Source organism: Novosphingobium sp. BL-52-GroH, from assembly GCF_044813085.1.
Taxonomy (GTDB): Bacteria; Pseudomonadota; Alphaproteobacteria; order Sphingomonadales; family Sphingomonadaceae; genus Novosphingobium.
Genome location: NZ_CP171152.1, coordinates 2,056,356 through 2,073,279, shown reverse-complemented (window position 1 = coordinate 2,073,279; position 16,924 = coordinate 2,056,356). Strand labels below are relative to the sequence as shown.

Below are 16,924 nucleotides of genomic sequence, written 5' to 3'. Positions count from 1 at the left end.
TGGGAGCGCCTCGCGTCATCCGCGCACCATGTCGGCCAGGGCCGCGAAGGCACCGTCACGGCGGGCGGGGAGGGTGCGTTCCGGCTGAGCCTGGCGGCGGGGCGGTCGCCAGCGCCAGCGGATCGGGGCGGGCGGCCCGTGCGCGTCGCCTGCCAGCGGGCGCGGTACGATCGGCTGGAAGCCGCCGAGGCGGAGCAGCCGGGCATAGCTGGCGGTCGTGAGCCCCATCGACACGGCGCGCGCCGGATCAAGCGTGAAGCCGGCACGGCCCCGGTCGCCCGAGGCGCGCGAATCGTGCGCCTCGCGCAGCAGCTTCTCGGCCATGTCGAGGCGCAGGAGCTGCTTGCCTAGATGACGGTAGCCGGGAGGCGGGCGGCGGTTCCCGGCGGGCAGGGCCGGCGCCATCTGTGGTTCGGGAGCACTGCCGGCCGGCTTGCCGGCGACGTGGGCGAGCTGGCGCCACAAGGCGATCGCCTGCGGGCGCAGCATGGCGGGCACGAAAAGGTCGAGCGCGCCCACCCGTACGCCGAGCCGCGCCAGCATCGGGCGCCGCGCCTTGTCGAGCCGGTCGACGCCGGTTTCCTCGCGCGCCGCGATGCCGCCGCGCTCGACCAGGGTGATGAGCAGGGCGCGAAGGTCGGGCCCGGCATCCGCCGCGCGGCTCGCCTCGTCGAGCCTGGCCAGCGGGGCCAGCGGCGCGAATGCGGTGTCGAGCCAGGCCTCCAGCGCCGCGACGAGCGCCTTGCGCGAAGGTCCGGGCACCGCATCGAGCGTGCGGTCCGGCACCAGCAGCGGTGCCAGCAGCGAGCGGCCCGGGGCCAGGCTCGCCAGCTTGTGGCCGTCCCAGACGAGCGCGCCGTCCTTCAGTGCGATGGCGGCGGTGCCTTCGTGGATGCTCTCGACCAGCGTGTCGGCGCGTTTCTGGAGCAGGATCGACAAGTGGCGCTCGGCCGCCGCCAGCAGCAGCTTGCGGTCGGACAGGCGCGCACCGGGATCGACCTGGAAGGCGAAGCCGCGCAGGGCGCCGATGTGCTCGCCTTCGACCAGCAATTCCTCGTCTTCGAGCCGTACCGAGAGCAGCCCGGCGTCGGTGCCGAGCTTGCGCATCAGCACGGCCGTCCTGCGGTTGATGAAACGTTCGGTGAGCTTGCCGTGGAGCGCGTCGGACAGGCGCGCTTCCACTGCGCGGGCGCGCGCGGCCATCTCGTCGCGGGCGAGCACCCAGTCGGGGCGCTGGGCGATGTAGGCCCAGGAGCGGATCGCGGCGATGCGGCCCTGGAGCGTGTCGATGTCGCCGCCGGTGCGATCGAGCTGGGCGATCTGCCCGGCGACGAAATCGGCGCCGAGTTCGCCTTGCCGCAAGTCCTCCCACAGCCGCGCGACGAAGCGCGAATGGGTTTCGACGCCCTGCTGGCGGAAGTCGGGCAGGCGGCACACCTCCCAGAAGCGGCGGACCTGGGCGAAGCCGCGGACACTGTCCGCCACGGGGCCTTCCTCGGTGAGCCGCTTGAGTACGGCGAGGTCGATCGCCTCGGGAGCGGGGGCGAGTTCGGGGCGGTCCGGCGGGGTCTCGAGATCGGCGATGAGAGTCGCCAGGCTGTCGAAGCGCGGGTCGGGCTCGCGCCAGAACAGCTTGGTCAGGGGTGCGAAGCGGTGCTCCTCGATGGCGTAGATCTCGTCCGCCTCGAATTCGCTGTCGTGCCCGCCGGAGCCGGTGAGGGTGCCGAAGGTGCCGTCCTTCTGGTGGCGCCCGGCGCGCCCGGCGATCTGCGCCATCTCGGCTGTGGTCAGGCGGCGGTGGCGGCGGCCGTCGAACTTCGAGAGTCCGGCAAAGGCGACGTGCTCGACGTCGAGGTTGAGGCCCATGCCGATCGCATCGGTAGCGACGAGGTAGTCGACCTCGCCCGACTGGTAGAGTGCGACCTGGGCATTGCGCGTCTGCGGGGAGAGTGCGCCCATAACCACTGCCGCGCCGCCGCGGAAACGGCGCAGCATTTCGGCGATCGCATAGACCTGCTCGGAGGAGAAGGCGACGATCGCGCTGCGTGGCGGCACCCGGCTCAGCTTTTTCGCACCCGCATGGGTCAGCGTCGAGAAGCGCGGGCGGGTGACGATCTCCACCCCCGGGACGAGGGCGCGCACCAGCGGCTCGATCGTGGAGGAGCCCAGGATCATCGTCTCCTCGCGACCGCGGGCATGGAGCAGGCGGTCGGTGAAGACATGGCCGCGCTCGCGGTCGGCGGCGAGCTGGGCCTCGTCGATGGCGACGAAGGCCATCGAGCGTTCCGTCACCGGCATCGCTTCGGCGGTGCACAGCAGGTAGCGCGCGTCCTTGGGTTCGATGCGCTCCTCGCCGGTGATGAGCGCGACGCTCTTCTCGCCCTTGATCTTGACGACGCGGTCGTAGACCTCGCGCGCCAGCAGGCGCAGCGGGAAGCCGATCATGCCGCTGGAGTGGGCGCACATGCGCTCGATGGCGAGGTGGGTCTTGCCGGTGTTCGTCGGTCCGAGCACGGCCTTCACCCCCGAGGGGGCGTCGTTTCGTGCCGAGGCATTCCGGTCGTAGGCCATTACGCCTTTGAATGTGGCACCGCCGCTCGCCGCTCGCAAGAGTCGGGCTGCCGAAACACCCCCCGCGAATCCACAATCTTAGGCAGGCCTTAACCTTGTAAGGGCATGGAATTGGCGCAAGGCCGCCGTGGGCGGACTCACGCATTGTTACGACATCAGGGTTGCAAAGGGACCGCAGGGTTTGTTCGAGGCGCTCAAGCACGACGGCAGCGATCGTGCCGACATTCAGGACGACGGACGGGTCACCCCACCGATGCGCGAAGCGTCGGTCGTCCTCGCCTTCCCATCGCCTTTCGCCAAAGCCCAGCCTGCCCCACTCGAGCCCGCTCCACTCGAGCCCACGCCACTCGAGCCTGCACCCCGCGAACCGCTTGCGCGCTTTGCCCGCATCCGCGCGGCCATCGAGACCTGGTGTGCCCGCAGCGACCTGGCGCCCGACCTCGCCAGCGACATCGGCAGCCGCGCCTGGCTGCGCGGCATGGCGACGATGCTCGGCCTGGGCGCCGCCGCGATCACGTTCTGCCCCGACTTCACCGCCGTCGAGGCCGCCACCGCGATGCCGCTGCAGGCGCACGAGCGTGACGAATTCCGCAGCCAGTCGATCGCCCCGCTGGCGCTGGGCGCCGACAGCGGCCGCCACATGGGCGCGACGCCGCAAGTGCGCCGGCTCGCCAACGTGCCCGAGCGACCGGCAATCCAGCTCGTCTCCACGCTCAACGGTGGCGACAGCCTGGCGCGCATGCTCGAGCGGGCAGGGCTGGGCGACGGCGACATTGCGCAGGTTTCGCACCTGGTGTCGCAGGCGGTCCCGGTGGGCGACATCGCCTCGGGCACGCAGTTCGACATCACCCTGGGCAAGCGGCTGACCGCCGGAGCCCCGCGTCCGCTCGCTTCGCTCGATTTCCGCGCCCGCTTCGATCTCGACCTGTCGATCGAGCGCAGTAACGGAGGCCTCGCGCTGGTCCGCCATCCGATCCGCGTCGACGAGACCCCGCTGCGCATCCGCGGTACCGTCGGCTCCAGCCTCTATCGTTCCGCGCGCAATGCCGGGGCGCCGGTCTCGGCAATCCAGTCGTACTTGCGCGCGCTCGACAAGTACGTGAGCCTCGAAAGCGACCTCGGCGCGAGCGACCAGTTCGACTTCGTCGTCTCCTACAAGCGTTCGGCCAAGGGCGAGCGGCAGGTCGGCGACCTGCTCTATGCCGGGGTCGAGCATGCCGGGAAGCCGACGCTGCAACTGGTGCGCTGGGGCAAGGATGGCGAGATGTTCCCGGCCGGTGCGGCAGGCCAGGCCCGCAGCGTCGCCATCGGACAGCCGGTCGCCGGCCACATCACCTCGGGCTACGGCGCGCGTCGTCATCCGATCCTGGGCTACGTGCGCATGCATGCCGGCATCGACTTCGGTGCCCCCTACGGCTCGCCGATCTACGCAGTGGCGGACGGCATGGTCACGTTCGCCGGGCGCCACGGCGGCCATGGCAATTACGTGCGCCTCCAGCACGGCGGCGGGCTCGACACCGGCTATGGGCACATGAGCCGCATCGCCGTCTCGCCGGGCACCCGGGTCCGTGCGGGGCAGGTGATCGGCTATGTCGGCTCGACGGGGCTTTCCACCGGGCCGCATCTCCATTTCGAGGCCTATCGCGGCGGCCACACGATCAACCCGTCCGGCATCGCGGTGGTTTCGCGCCCGCAGATCGACGGCAAGGAGCGCGATGCATTTCAGGCGCGGCTCAGGGCGCTGCTGGGTGTCTCGCCCGGCGCGGCGCTGGGTTCGGTGGCGTCCCGTGAGCCTGAAGCGACGCAAGCCGGGCGGGAGATCGACAGGCTGGGGTTTTGACGTCATCCCGGCACGCGCCGGGGTGACGGGCCATCGGGCCAGTACGCAACCTTCACCTCGTACTTCGCAACCCACCCGCGATTGAACGCGTCCCGTTTTTGCGGCAAGCAGCCGGGCATGACCGGCAGCTATCCCCACACCCGCCTGCGCCGCACGCGCGCCACCGCCTGGAGCCGCGCGCTCCACCGCGAGACCGTCCTGACCCCGGCCGATCTGATCTGGCCCCTGTTCATCGCCGACGGCGAAGGCGTGGAGCAGCCGATCGCGGCGCTGCCGGGCGTTTCGCGCTGGTCGGTCGACAAGATCGTCGAACGGGCGAGGGAAGCGATGAACCTGGGCATTCCGGCGCTGGCGCTGTTCCCCTACACCCAGCCCGAACGACGCACCGAGGACGGGCGCGAAGCGCTCAATCCCGACAACCTGATGTGCCGTGCGTTGCGCGCCGTGCGCGATGCTCTGGGCGACGGGATCGGCCTGCTTACCGACGTCGCGCTCGATCCCTACACCAGCCACGGACAGGACGGGCTGATCGACGAGGCGGGCTACGTGCTCAACGACGAGACGGTGGAGGCGCTGGTCGGCCAGTCGCTGAACCAGGCGGCCGCGGGCGCGGACATCATCGCCCCGTCCGACATGATGGACGGCCGCATCGGCGCGATCCGCGATGCGCTGGAGGATGCCGGCCACGTCAACGTCCAGATCATGAGCTACGCCGCCAAGTACGCCTCGGCGTTCTATGGCCCGTTCCGCGACGCGGTCGGCTCGCGCGGGCTGCTCAAGGGCGACAAGAAGACCTACCAGATGGACCCCGGCAATACCGAGGAAGCCTTGCGCGAAGTGGCGATGGACCTCGCCGAGGGCGCGGACACGGTGATGGTCAAGCCAGGCCTGCCCTATCTCGACATCGTGCGCCGCGTGAAGGAACGCTTCGAGGTGCCGGTCTTCGCCTACCAGGTGTCGGGCGAATACGCGATGATCGAGCACGCCGTCGCCGCCGGTGCGGCGGACCGCGATACGATGGTGCTGGAGACGCTGCTCGCCTTCAAGCGCGCGGGCTGCTCGGGCGTGCTGACCTACCATGCCGCACATGCCGCGCGCCTGCTGGGCGGCTGAGGCGAGGAATGTTCCACGTGGAAACCTCCAGGCTGGTGCTGCGCAACTGGCGCGAAGGCGACGTTGAGCGCTTTGCCGCGGTGACCAACACCGCCGCCGTCATGCGCTGGCTCGGCGGGGTCATGGACGCCGACCGGCTGGCGGCATTCGAGGGCCGCGTGTTCGGCTACCAGCAGGACCTGGGCCACACTTTCTGGGTTGTGGAGCGCAAGGCCGATGGCGGGCACCTCTCGGGCGAGATGCTGGGGTTCTGCGGCCTCAAGCTGATCGACGCGCCGGGCGCGACCTTCACCGGCGAGATGGAGATCGGTTGGCGCCTGCGCGAGGAGGCGTGGGGGCAGGGTTATGCCAAGGAGTCTGCCGCCACTTCGCTCGACCTCGGGTTCGACCGCTTCGGGGCCGGGGCGATCTTCGCCATCACCAATATCGAGAACACAGCCAGTTGGGGCCTGATGACCCGCCTCGGCATGGCCCGCCGCAAGGACCTCGACTTCGTCGATCCGCGCTTCGAACCGCCGCTGGGCGATACCATCGTCCATTCGATCACGGCGGACGAGTGGCGCGGCCGGCCGGGATGACCGGACCCCCGCCGAGTTAACTTGTTCTTAGCCATGATCGGCAAGTAGTTGACCTTGCACATGGCTCCGGGGGGCAGCTTCGAAATGACCGATACCGCTCAAGATTTCGCGAGGCCCGCCGATTCCGGCGAGCGGTCCCACGTCCGGCGCGGCCTGTTCGTCGCCACGATCCTGGTTGGCAGTTTCCTGCTTTTCCTGGTGCAGCCTATGGTCGCGCGTATGGCGCTGCCCCGTCTCGGCGGCGCGCCCAACGTGTGGAACAGCGCAATGCTGGTCTATCAGGCACTGCTGCTGGCTGGGTATGCCTATGCCCACCTGCTCGGTCGGCTGACGGTGCGGCGCCAGGCGATGGTCCACGTCGCGCTGCTGCTGCTTGCCGGGCTGACCCTGCCGGTAGGGCTTGTCCCGCTGGCGCCGATCCCCAGACTGCCCGAGGCGCTGTGGGTGCCACTGCTGCTGGGCCTGAGCATCGGGCCGGTGTTCTTCGTCGTCTCCGCGCAGGCGCCGCTCATGCAGCGCTGGTTCGCCGCCGATCCCCGCGCCGGAGAGCCCTGGGCGCTTTATGCCGCGTCGAACCTGGGTAGCTTCGCCGGACTTCTCGCCTATCCGCTGCTGGCCGAGCCGCTGCTGACCCTGCGGCAGCAGAGCGTGGCCTGGACCGCCGGTTTCACGCTGCTCGTGGTCCTGGTGGCGTTGGCAGCCTTCAACCGGCGCCGCCTTCCCACCGCCGCCGCGACGATGGTGCAGGACGAGGAAGCCGCGAGCTCCGTCGGCTGGCGTACCGTCACGCTCTGGCTGCTGTTGTCCGCGGTCCCGTCGGGTCTCATGCTGTCGACCACCACGCACCTCACCACCGACATCTTCGCCATGCCGCTGCTCTGGGTGATCCCGCTCGGCCTCTATCTGCTCAGCTTCGTAGTCGCTTTCTCCGACCGCCGGGGCGGCGTGGCGGTGGTAAGCCGCGCTACGCCGGTGGTGGTGCTTTTCGCGGGCAGCTACGCGATGCTCTCGAACGGCTCGGGCACGCTGTGGATCGTGGGCGGCACCTGCCTCCTGCTGTTCTGCGTGGCGACCGCGCTGCACGGCCGGCTCTACGACGTGCGGCCCGGCTCCGCGCAGCTCACGCGCTTCTACCTCACCATGTCGGCGGGCGGCGCGCTGGGCGGCGCATTCACCGCGCTAGTGGCGCCGATGGTGTTCGACTGGGCCTGGGAGCATCCGCTCCTCGTCCTTGCCGCCGCCGCGCTGATCCCGCTCCGCCCGCTGCTCGACTGGCGCGGCGACGACGGCATCGAGCCGGGCATGGCGCGCATCGCATTGGTCGTGCTGCTCCTCTTCACGCTTTTCCTCGGCTGGCTGCTTGCGGATTTCACGGCAGACGACGACGGTTCGCTGGGTACGATCATGCTGACCGTGTTCCTGACGGGCATCGGCGTGATGCTCATGCCGTGGCGTTGGGCCTTCGTGGCGACACTGGTGATCGCGATGGTCGGGCAGGGCGGCCTGGCGACGATCCTGGCCAGTGCCAGGGGCGAGCGCACCCGCAGCTATTTCGGCATCTATACCCTGCGCGATCATCCCGAAGAGAAACTGCGCACGCTTGCCCACGGCACCACGCTGCACGGCGAGCAGTCGCTCGACCCCGCGCATTCGCGCGATGCGCTGACGTATTACGGTCCCACGTCCGGGGTAGGGCTGGCTCTGGCCGCGACCCCCGCGATCGAGGGGCCGGCGGCGCGAGTCGGCGTCGTCGGGCTGGGCACCGGATCGCTGGCCTGTCGGGCGCAGGCCGGGCAGCGCTGGACGTTCTTCGAGATCGACCCGGCAGTCCTGCGCTTCTCCACCAGCGGGCGCTTCACGTTCCTCAGCCAGTGCGCGCCCAGGGCCCCGGTCGTGATCGGCGATGCAAGGCTGGAACTCGCCGAACTGCCGCCGGCCTCGTTTGACGTGCTGGTGATCGATGCCTTCTCGTCCGACGCGATCCCGATGCACCTGCTGACGCGCGAGGCGATGCAGGTCTACTTGCGCGCCCTGGCACCGCGCGGGCTGCTGATGCTGCACATTTCCAACCGCTACATCGACCTTGCCCCGGTGATCGGCTCCAATGCGCAGGACGCAGGGCTGGCCGCGCTGTCGCGGCTCGACTTGCCCGAGGACGAGACGCGCTATACCCCTTCGCGCTGGATCGCCCTGTCGCGCGATCGCGGCGTGCTCGAGACGCTTGCGCGGGCCCGCCCGGATAGCCCATGGAAGGTGCTCGACGAACGGGCGGCGGGCCCATGGACGGACGACCATTCGTCCATCCTCTCGCACGTCCGCTGGGACAAGCTGGCAGGACATCCATGATCGAGACACGTACCGACATCACTCTGGCCGCGATCAACGGCAAGGCGCCGCGCATCCACTCCAGCGCGTTCATCGCGCCGGGCTGCCGCATCATCGGCGACGTCGAGATCGGACCCGACGTCAGCATCTGGTACAACTGCGTGATCCGCGCCGACATCCACCGGGTCGTCATCGGCGCGCGCAGCAATATCCAGGACGGCAGCGTCGTCCACTGCGACAGTCCCAAACCCTCCAACCCCGATGGCTTCCCGACCATCATCGGCGAGGACGTGCTGGTCGGCCACCTGGCGATGATCCACGGCTGCACGCTGGAAGACCGCGCTTTCGTGGGGCTGGGCGCAATCGTCATGGACGGTAGCTACATCGAATCCGACGGCATGCTGGCGGCCGGCGCCCAGCTCACCGGCAAGCGTATCGGCGCGCGCCAGTTGTGGATGGGCCGCCCGGCCAAGTACCTGCGCGATCTCGACGACGTGGCAATCGCAGCGAACCAGGCCGGCGTGCGCGGCTATGTCGTCAATGGCCGGATGCATGCCGAGGCACTCGGGCTCAAGGGCTGATGGCGCGGCCCAAGGCGGCGCTGCCCGGGCCCGAGGTGCTGCATGCGCTGCTCGACGCCGAGGGCCGCCTCGTGCTGCGCGTGACGCCCGGCGCGAAAACGGAAGCGCTGGAGATCGTCGACGGACGCCTCCTCGCCAAAGTCCGCGCGCAGCCCGAGGACGGCAAGGCCAACGAGGCGGTGCGCGCCTTGCTGGCCCGCGCGCTGGGAATAGCGGGATCGCGCGTTGAACTGATACGTGGGACCACTTCGCGACAAAAGCAGTTCCAGGTGACGATCTTGTAAGGAGCGTTCCACGTGGAACGCTTTGCCTTCCTCAATCTCGGATCAGGCCCCGCAAAGTCTCTATCCGGTCGGCCTCGTGCGCGGGCTTGTCGCTGCGGATGCGGCTGATGCGGGGGAAACGCATGGCGACGCCGGACTTGTGCCGCTTGCTGGCGTGCACCGAATCGAAGGCCACTTCGAAGACGAGTGACTTGTCCGTCTCGCGCACGGGCCCGAAGCGATTGACGGTATGGTTGCGCACGTAGCGGTCGAGCCATTTCAGCTCTTCGTCGGTGAAGCCGAAGTAGGCCTTGCCCACGGGCAGCAATTCCGACCCGGCATCGGGATCGCCGTCCCAGCAGCCAAAGGTGTAGTCGGAATAGAAAGAGCTGCGCTTGCCCGAGCCACGCTGGGCATACATCAGCACGCAGTCGACCAGCAGCGGATCGCGTTTCCACTTGTACCACAGTCCGGTCTTGCGTCCCGCGACATAGGGGCTGTCGCGCCGCTTTAGCATGACCCCCTCGATCGCATCGTCGCGCGCCCGCTCGCGGATCGCGGCAAGTTCGGCGAAGTCGCCGGCCGGGATCACGTCGCTGATGTCGAAGCGCTCCGGATCGAGGCGGGGCAGAAGCGCTTCCAGCGCAGCGCGGCGCATGGTCCAGGGCAGGGGTCGCAAGTCGTCTCCCTCGACGATCAGTGCGTCGTAGAGACGCACGAAGGCAGGGTATTCCGCGCGTATCTTGCGGCTCACGGTCTTGCGCCCGAGCCGCTGCTGGAGCGCGTTGAAGCTGGCCGCGCCGCCCGTCTCGCCGCCCTGGTGGGCGCCGCGCACGAGCAGCTCGCCATCGAGCACGGCATCGATCGCCAGTGCCTCCGCGATTTCCGGGAACGTGGCTGAGATGTCGTCGCCCGAGCGGGAGTAGACGCGGGTTTCGCCAAGGCCGGTTTCCCCCTTGGCGTGCACCACCTGCACGCGGATGCCGTCCCACTTCCACTCGGCGGCATAGTCGGCGAGGTCGACTTGCGTCTCCTCCAGCCCATGCGCGAGCATGAACGGGCGGAACAGCGGCAGGTTCTCGGAACTGGGCGGCGCGGCGCCGTGGGCGGCCCAGTCGAACAGCGCGGCATAGGGCGGCGCCTGGCCGTGCCAGTGCTCTTCGACGTCTTCCACTGCGACGTCGAAGGCTTGCGCGAAGGCGGTCTTGGCGAGGCGCGCCGAAATGCCGATCCGCATGGCACCCGTCGCCAGCTTGAGCAGGGCATAACGCCCATTGGCATCGAGCCGATCGAGCAGGCGCGGCAGGTCGGTCATGACATTGGCGCGGGTCATGCGCGACAAGGCGTCGACTGCCTCGGACACAGTGGGCGGGGAGGGCGCCTCGGCCGGTTCCGGCCAGAGCAGGCTGGCAGTCTCCGCCGAATCGCCCACGTATTCGCGGCTGAGCGTCCACAGCACCGGATCGATGCGTTCGGTCAGCAGGTTGCGGATTGTGGAGCTTTTCACCGCCGGGAAGTCGAGCCCGTCGGTCAGCGCAGCCAAGGCCCAGCCCCGGTCGGGATCGGGCGCGGTGCGCAAGTAGTCGGCCAGGAGCTTGAGCTTGGCATTGCGGCTGCGGGTATAGACCAGCGCGTCGAGGAGGGCAGCGAACTCTTCCATCAGAACTGGAATGGCGCGCGGAGGCGCGAAGGCCTGGGACGGCGCGGGACCTCTTTGCGTCTCCGCGCCGCCGCGTGCGATAATCCTTCAGTCATCCTCGTCCTCATACCCGACCAGCGCCAGCGCCCGGGCCTTGCGTTGGTTAAGCTGGCACCAGCGCAGCATCGCTTCCTCCCGCCCGTGGGTGATCCACGTTTCGGACGGATCCACGTCCAACACCGTCTGCGTCAGTTCGTCCCAGTCGGCGTGGTCGGAGATGATGAGCGGCAGTTCCACCATCCGCTGCCGCGCCCGCTGACGCACCTGCATCCAGCCCGAGGCCATGGCGGTGATCGGATCGGGCAGGCGTCGGCTCCAGCGGTCGCTCAGGGCCGAGGGCGGGGCGATGACCACGCTGCCGGTCATCTCGCCTTTTGCGGCTTCGGATACGAGGCGCAGCGGGCCGAGGTCGACGCCCCAGTCCTCGTAGAGGCGGCACATGCGCTCCATCGCGCCGTGAAGCCAGATCGTGTCGCGGTGCCCGGCAAGGCGCAGTTCGGCGATCACGCGCTGCGCCTTGCCCAGCGCATAGGCGCCCACCAGCACGCAACGCTCGGGATTGGCGGCAAGGGCGGCGAGCAGCTTGGCGATCTCGTGTTCGACCGGCGGGTGGCGGAAGACCGGGAGGCCGAAGGTCGCTTCGGTGACCAGCACATCGCAGGGCGTGACTTCGAAGGGCAGGCAGGTGGGATCGGGGCGGCGCTTGAAGTCGCCGGTGACGAGCACGCGCTCGCCGGCATGCTCGAGCAGAACCTGTGCCGAGCCCAGGACGTGACCGGCGGGAATCCAGGTGGCGTGCACGCTTCCCGGCAGCGCGATCCGCTCGCCGAAGGTAGCCGGCACGGCCCCTTCGTCGGTGGCGTAGCGCAGTTTCATGATCGCCAGCGTCTCGGGGGTGGCGAACGTCTCGCCGTGGCCGCCGCGGGCGTGGTCCGCGTGGCCGTGGGTGACGAGCGCGCGCTCGACCGGCCGGGCCGGGTCGATCCAGCAATCGGCGGGGACGACATGGATTCCCCAAGGTTCGGGTCTGATCCAGGAGAAATCGCGGGCCATCACACAAGAATGGGGCGGAAACCCCGCGGTTCCCACCCCATCTTTTTTCGGCGTCCCGGTGCGAGTCCGGGACGGCGGCCGCTCAGTCGTCCGAGCTGGTTTCCGGCTGGGTGCCGGGCTTCTTCACCCGCTTGGCCGGCGCCTTCTTCTTGGCCTTCGTCATCTTGGGCGCGGAAGGGGTCAGCTCGAAGTTGAGCGCGTCTTCCTTGACCGAGACGTGGACTTCGCCGCCATGGGCCAGCTTGCCGAACAGCAGTTCCTCGGCGAGCGGCTGCTTGACCTTGTCCTGGATCACGCGGGCCATCGGACGAGCGCCGTAGAGCTTGTCGTAGCCGCGATCGCCCAGCCATTCCCGCGCGTCCGAATCGAACTGGATGTGGACGTTCTGGTCCGCCAGCTGCAGTTCGAGCTGGAGGATGAACTTGTCCACGACCCGGCTGATGGTGTCCTTTGCGAGGTAGGCGAAGGGCACGATCGAATCGAGGCGGTTGCGGAATTCCGGCGTGAAGAGCAGCTTCACCGCTTCGTCGCCGGCGTCCTGCTTGGAGACGTCGCCGAAGCCGATGCCGACCTTGGCCATGTCCGAGGCGCCCGCATTGGTGGTCATGATGAGCACCACGTTGCGGAAATCGACGGTCTTGCCGTGGTGGTCGGTCAGGCGGCCGTTGTCCATCACCTGCAGCAGGATGTTGAACAGGTCCGGATGCGCCTTCTCGATCTCGTCGAGCAGGAGCACGCAGTGCGGGTTCTGGTCGATCGCGTCGGTCAGCAGGCCGCCCTGGTCGAAGCCGACATAGCCCGGAGGCGCACCGATCAGGCGGCTGACCGAGTGGCGCTCCATGTATTCGGACATGTCGAAGCGCTTCAGCTCGATGCCCATGATGGTGGCGAGCTGGCGGGCGACTTCGGTCTTGCCGACGCCGGTGGGGCCGGAGAACAGGAACGAACCGATCGGCTTGTCCGGATCGCGCAGCCCCGCGCGGCTCAGCTTCATCGCCGTCGACAGCAGCTCGATCGCCTTGTCCTGGCCGAAGACGACGCGCTTGAGGTCGCGTTCGAGGTTGCCCAGCGCCTTCTTGTCGTCGGAGGAGACCGACTTGGGCGGAATGCGCGCCATCGTCGCGATGACCTGCTCGATCTCCCTGGCGGTGATGGTCTTCTTGCGGCGGCTCGGCGGCACCAGCATCTGCATCGCGCCGACTTCGTCGATCACGTCGATCGCCTTGTCGGGCAGCTTGCGGTCGTTGATGTAGCGGGCCGACAATTCCACCGCGGTCTTGATCGCGTCGGGAGTGTACTTGACCTTGTGGTGTTCCTCGAAGGCCGTGCGCAGGCCGCGCAGGATCTTGATGGTGTCCTCGATCGTTGGCTCGTTCACGTCGATCTTCTGGAACCGGCGCAGCAGGGCGCGGTCCTTCTCGAAGTGGTTGCGGAACTCCTTGTAGGTGGTGGAGCCGATGCAGCGGATAGTGCCGCCCGACAGCGCCGGCTTGAGCAGGTTCGAGGCATCCATCGCACCGCCGCTGGTGGCGCCGGCACCGATCACCGTGTGGATCTCGTCGATGAACAAGACCGCGTGCGGCATCTTCTCGAGTTCCGAGACGACCTGCTTGAGGCGTTCTTCAAAGTCGCCGCGATAGCGGGTGCCGGCCAGCAGCGAGCCCATGTCGAGCGAGTAGATCACCGCTTCGGCGAGTACTTCGGGCACTTCACCCTCGACGATCTTGCGCGCCAGCCCCTCCGCGATGGCGGTCTTGCCGACGCCGGGATCGCCCACGTAGAGCGGGTTGTTCTTGGACCGGCGGCACAGGATCTGGATCGTGCGGTCGACTTCGGGGCCACGACCGATCAGCGGGTCTACCTTGCCGTTCAGCGCCTTCTCGTTGAGGTTGACGGTGAACTGGTCGAGCGCCGAATCCTTTTTGTTGCCGGCGGCGGCCTTGGTTTCGTTCTTGTCCTCTGGCGTCGGGGTGTTTTCGTCGGACGAGCCCTTGGGGCTGCGATCCTCGATCCGCTTGCCGCCCTTGCCGATGCCGTGGCTGATGTAGCTCACGGCGTCGAGGCGGCTCATGTCCTGCTGCTGCAGGAAGTAGACGGCGTAGGAATCCCGCTCGGAGAACAGGGCGACCAGCACGTTGGCGCCGGTCACGGTGTCCTTGCCCGAGGACTGGACGTGCAGGATGGCGCGCTGGATCACCCGCTGGAAGCCGGCGGTGGGGGCGGGGTCGCCCTTTTCCTCGGTCTTGAGCGACTGGTATTCCTGGTCGAGGTACTGGCGCACCACGTCGCCCAGATCGCCGAGGTCCACTCCGCAAGCCTGCATGACCTGGGCCGCGTCGGTGTCGTCGATCAGCGCGAGCAGGAGGTGCTCGAGCGTCGCATACTCGTGGCTCCGCTCGGAGGCGTGAGACAGAGCCGAGTGCAGGGTCTTTTCAAGGCTTTGCGCGAAACTGGGCATTTAAGCGACCTTCATTGTGAGGGACGACTCTCCTTGCGGGGGAGCTTGGCGGACTATGCTTTCGACATCGATATAGGAACGATCAGGAACGTTGCGAGGTTGCCGCCATCGGGCCTTGAGCGAAGCTGCTCGGCTCAAGATGATCGCGGCCTGAAAAGCGCGTCGGCAGCCTGCCGGTGCGCGGAGGACTTGTCGCGGTGCGTGCGGACCCGGGCGATCTCTGCCTCGAGGAGTGCGATTCGCGCGTCTAGTTCGTCCAGCGAATAGCGCTCCAGGCTTTCGCTGGCGAGGAGGCTGGCGGACCCGAAGTTGCCCTCGGATGACCGCAGCCGCGGTCGATCGTCGTCGTCCATTGCAGTGCAGCATCGGACTGTATTTCCTCACTGTCAATGGGTCGAAAGTGTGTTTCCCAGGGCGCAGTGGTGTGGCAAACAGGCACGACATGTTAGCTGACGTTCCTGACGCGACCACGCCTGCCACGATGACGGCCGTTGGTTACGATTCGCCCGGCGGCCCCGACGTGCTGCGCGCCGAAACCACCGCCGTGCCGCGGCCGGGGCCGGGCGAAGTCCTCGTCCGGGTGGCTTTCGCCGGCGTCAACCGCCCGGACGTCGTGCAGCGGCAGGGCAAGTATCCACCGCCGCCGGGTGCGTCGCCGATTCCGGGGCTCGAGATTTCCGGCACGATCGTCGCGCTGGGCGAAGGGGTGGCCGAATTCGTCCCGGGCCAGCAGGTCTGCGCGCTCGTTTCGGGCGGCGGCTATGCGCAGTATTGCCTGGCCAAGGCGGGGCATTGCCTGCCGGTGCCCGAAGGTCTCGCCCTCGACGAGGCGGCGGCCCTGCCGGAGACCCTGTTCACCGTGTGGCACAACGTCTTCGAGCGCGGCCACGCGCGCGACGGGGAAACGATCCTCGTCCATGGCGGCACAAGCGGCATCGGCACCATGGCGGCGATGCTGGGGCGTCATTTCGGGCTCACCGTCATCGTCACTTGCGGTTCGCCGGAAAAGTGCGCGGCGGCGCTGGAGATCGGCGCGCATCACGCGATCGACTACAAGGCGACCGATTTCGTCGAGGAAGTGGCCCGGCTCACCGGGGGGAGGGGCGTCGACCTCGTGCTCGACATGGTCGCGGGCAGCTATGTCGCGCGCAATCTCAAGTGCCTCGCGCCCGACGGCCGCCACGTCACGATCGCGGTGCAGGGCGGGGTCAAGGCAGAGCTGAACATGGCCGTGGTGATGGCCCGGCGCTATACCCTGACCGGCTCGACGTTGCGGCCACGCTCGGACGAATTCAAGGCGCTGCTGACGCAGGAAATCCTCGACTGCGCCTGGCCGCTGGTCGAGGAGGGGGCGCTGCGCCCTGTCATGGATGTCCGCTTCCCGCTCGCCCAGGCGGCGGCGGCCCATGCCCGGATGGAATCTGGCGACCACATCGGCAAGATCGTGCTCGAGGTCGCGTCCTCCCGGACTCGATCCGGGACAGTGGGCGCCCTTTAGACGCGATGTTGCGCCGGGGGATTTTGCAGACGGGCCGCTTCTAAAGACCGCGGGCGGTCCCGGATCAGGTCCGGGCCGATGATGGCTGTCGACGCTTCCTGCGGCAAATGGCGAAAAGCGACCCTTTTGCTTGCCGAATCCGCAAACTTCGCCTAAATCCGACCGGTACGGCCGTCCCGCAGGGGCGGCCCTTATTGTTTCCGCCGGAGATAGAGACATGAGCCAGCCCACTCCGCTGATGCCGCACGCTACCGCATCGTGGCTTGTTGACGTGACTTCGCTGACCTTCGAGCAGATCGCAGAATTCTGCGGCCTGCACATGCTGGAAGTCCAGGCCATGGCCGACGATCTGGCGTCCAGCAAGTATACCGGACGCGACCCCGTGCGCGCCGGCGAACTGACGATGGAAGAGATCGAGAAGGGGCAAGCCAACCCCGAGTACAAGCTGCGCATGCACAAGGCGCCGGTGACCGCGAACCGCACCAAGGGTCCGCGCTACACCCCGGTGTCCAAGCGGCAGGACAAGCCCGATGGCATCGCCTGGATCCTGCGCAACCACCCCGAGGTCTCGGACGCGCAGATCGGCAAGCTGATCGGCACCACGCGCAACACGATCGCGGCGATTCGCGACCGTTCGCACTGGAACATCAACAACATCACCCCCAAGGACCCGGTCACGCTGGGCCTGTGCTCGCAGCGCGAACTCGACGCCCTGGTTGCCAAGGCGGCCAAGAAGGCCGGCATCCAGGAGGACGAGAGCGTCAGCAACGAGCGCCTCACCGACGACCGGACGGCCCTGATCGAGGAACTGCGCGCCGAGCGTCAGGCCCAGGTCCAGGCTGCCAGCGCCGCTGCACAGGAAGCCGAAGTTGCCGCCTGGCTCGAAGCCAAGCGCGCTGCCGAGGCCGAGGAACGCGGTGCCTGAGATGTGATCCGACAGGTTCG

The 16,924-nt window shown here is 68.2% G+C and carries 13 protein-coding genes; 8 read left to right on the top strand and 5 right to left on the bottom strand.

Features of this window, described 5'->3' with window-relative positions; genetic code table 11:
* Positions 1-15: 15 nt before the first annotated feature.
* A complete protein-coding gene (locus ACFFDA_RS22570; RefSeq protein WP_404479521.1) occupies positions 16-2,571 on the bottom strand; it encodes a helicase-related protein in 2,556 nt (851 codons plus the stop codon).
* A 181-nt stretch (positions 2,572-2,752) separates the two neighbouring features.
* Here ACFFDA_RS22570 and ACFFDA_RS22565 point away from each other — a divergent pair, with 181 nt between their 5' ends.
* From ACFFDA_RS22565 to ACFFDA_RS22540, 6 genes are all read left to right on the top strand, one after another.
* On the top strand, positions 2,753-4,411 hold the full coding sequence (locus ACFFDA_RS22565; RefSeq protein WP_404479520.1) for a M23 family metallopeptidase: 1,659 nt from the start codon (positions 2,753-2,755) through the stop codon (positions 4,409-4,411).
* A gap of 117 nt (positions 4,412-4,528) precedes the next feature.
* Complete coding sequence (hemB, locus tag ACFFDA_RS22560) at positions 4,529-5,524, top strand: porphobilinogen synthase (RefSeq protein ID WP_404479519.1); 996 nt, start codon at positions 4,529-4,531, stop codon at positions 5,522-5,524.
* An 8-nt stretch (positions 5,525-5,532) separates the two neighbouring features.
* Positions 5,533-6,102 (top strand): GNAT family N-acetyltransferase, encoded by a 570-nt coding sequence (locus ACFFDA_RS22555; RefSeq protein WP_404479518.1) that lies wholly within the window; start codon positions 5,533-5,535, stop codon positions 6,100-6,102.
* A gap of 84 nt (positions 6,103-6,186) precedes the next feature.
* Positions 6,187-8,448, top strand: coding sequence for a spermidine synthase (locus tag ACFFDA_RS22550; protein WP_404479517.1), 2,262 nt, complete (start codon positions 6,187-6,189; stop codon positions 8,446-8,448).
* Positions 8,445-9,008 (top strand): gamma carbonic anhydrase family protein, encoded by a 564-nt coding sequence (locus ACFFDA_RS22545; protein ID WP_404479516.1) that lies wholly within the window; start codon positions 8,445-8,447, stop codon positions 9,006-9,008. The genes ACFFDA_RS22550 and ACFFDA_RS22545 overlap by 4 nt, the downstream gene beginning before the upstream one ends.
* Positions 9,008-9,292 (top strand): DUF167 domain-containing protein, encoded by a 285-nt coding sequence (locus tag ACFFDA_RS22540; protein ID WP_404479515.1) that lies wholly within the window; start codon positions 9,008-9,010, stop codon positions 9,290-9,292. The genes ACFFDA_RS22545 and ACFFDA_RS22540 overlap by 1 nt, the downstream gene beginning before the upstream one ends.
* A 31-nt stretch (positions 9,293-9,323) precedes the next feature.
* Here ACFFDA_RS22540 and ACFFDA_RS22535 read toward each other — a convergent pair whose 3' ends face one another.
* The 4 genes from ACFFDA_RS22535 to ACFFDA_RS22520 form a co-directional block, all read right to left on the bottom strand.
* A complete protein-coding gene (locus ACFFDA_RS22535; RefSeq protein ID WP_404479514.1) occupies positions 9,324-10,931 on the bottom strand; it encodes a cisplatin damage response ATP-dependent DNA ligase in 1,608 nt (535 codons plus the stop codon).
* 87 nt (positions 10,932-11,018) lie between these two features.
* The gene (locus ACFFDA_RS22530; RefSeq protein ID WP_404479513.1) at positions 11,019-12,023 is read right to left on the bottom strand and encodes a ligase-associated DNA damage response exonuclease; all 1,005 of its coding nucleotides are present in this window, start codon (positions 12,021-12,023) and stop codon (positions 11,019-11,021) included.
* A gap of 82 nt (positions 12,024-12,105) precedes the next feature.
* Complete coding sequence (gene clpA, locus ACFFDA_RS22525) at positions 12,106-14,481, bottom strand: ATP-dependent Clp protease ATP-binding subunit ClpA (protein WP_404479512.1); 2,376 nt, start codon at positions 14,479-14,481, stop codon at positions 12,106-12,108.
* A 134-nt stretch (positions 14,482-14,615) separates the two neighbouring features.
* Positions 14,616-14,834, bottom strand: a complete 219-nt coding sequence (locus ACFFDA_RS22520; RefSeq protein WP_404479511.1) for a DUF1192 domain-containing protein — start codon at positions 14,832-14,834, stop codon at positions 14,616-14,618.
* 128 nt (positions 14,835-14,962) lie between these two features.
* On the opposite strand from ACFFDA_RS22520, the gene ACFFDA_RS22515 reads away from it, so the two are divergent.
* Together ACFFDA_RS22515 and ACFFDA_RS22510 are read left to right on the top strand one after the other, a co-directional pair.
* Complete coding sequence (locus ACFFDA_RS22515) at positions 14,963-15,979, top strand: NAD(P)H-quinone oxidoreductase (protein WP_404479510.1); 1,017 nt, start codon at positions 14,963-14,965, stop codon at positions 15,977-15,979.
* A 217-nt stretch (positions 15,980-16,196) separates the two neighbouring features.
* On the top strand, positions 16,197-16,904 hold the full coding sequence (locus ACFFDA_RS22510) for a DUF1013 domain-containing protein (protein ID WP_404479509.1): 708 nt from the start codon (positions 16,197-16,199) through the stop codon (positions 16,902-16,904).
* Positions 16,905-16,924: the final 20 nt, after the last annotated feature.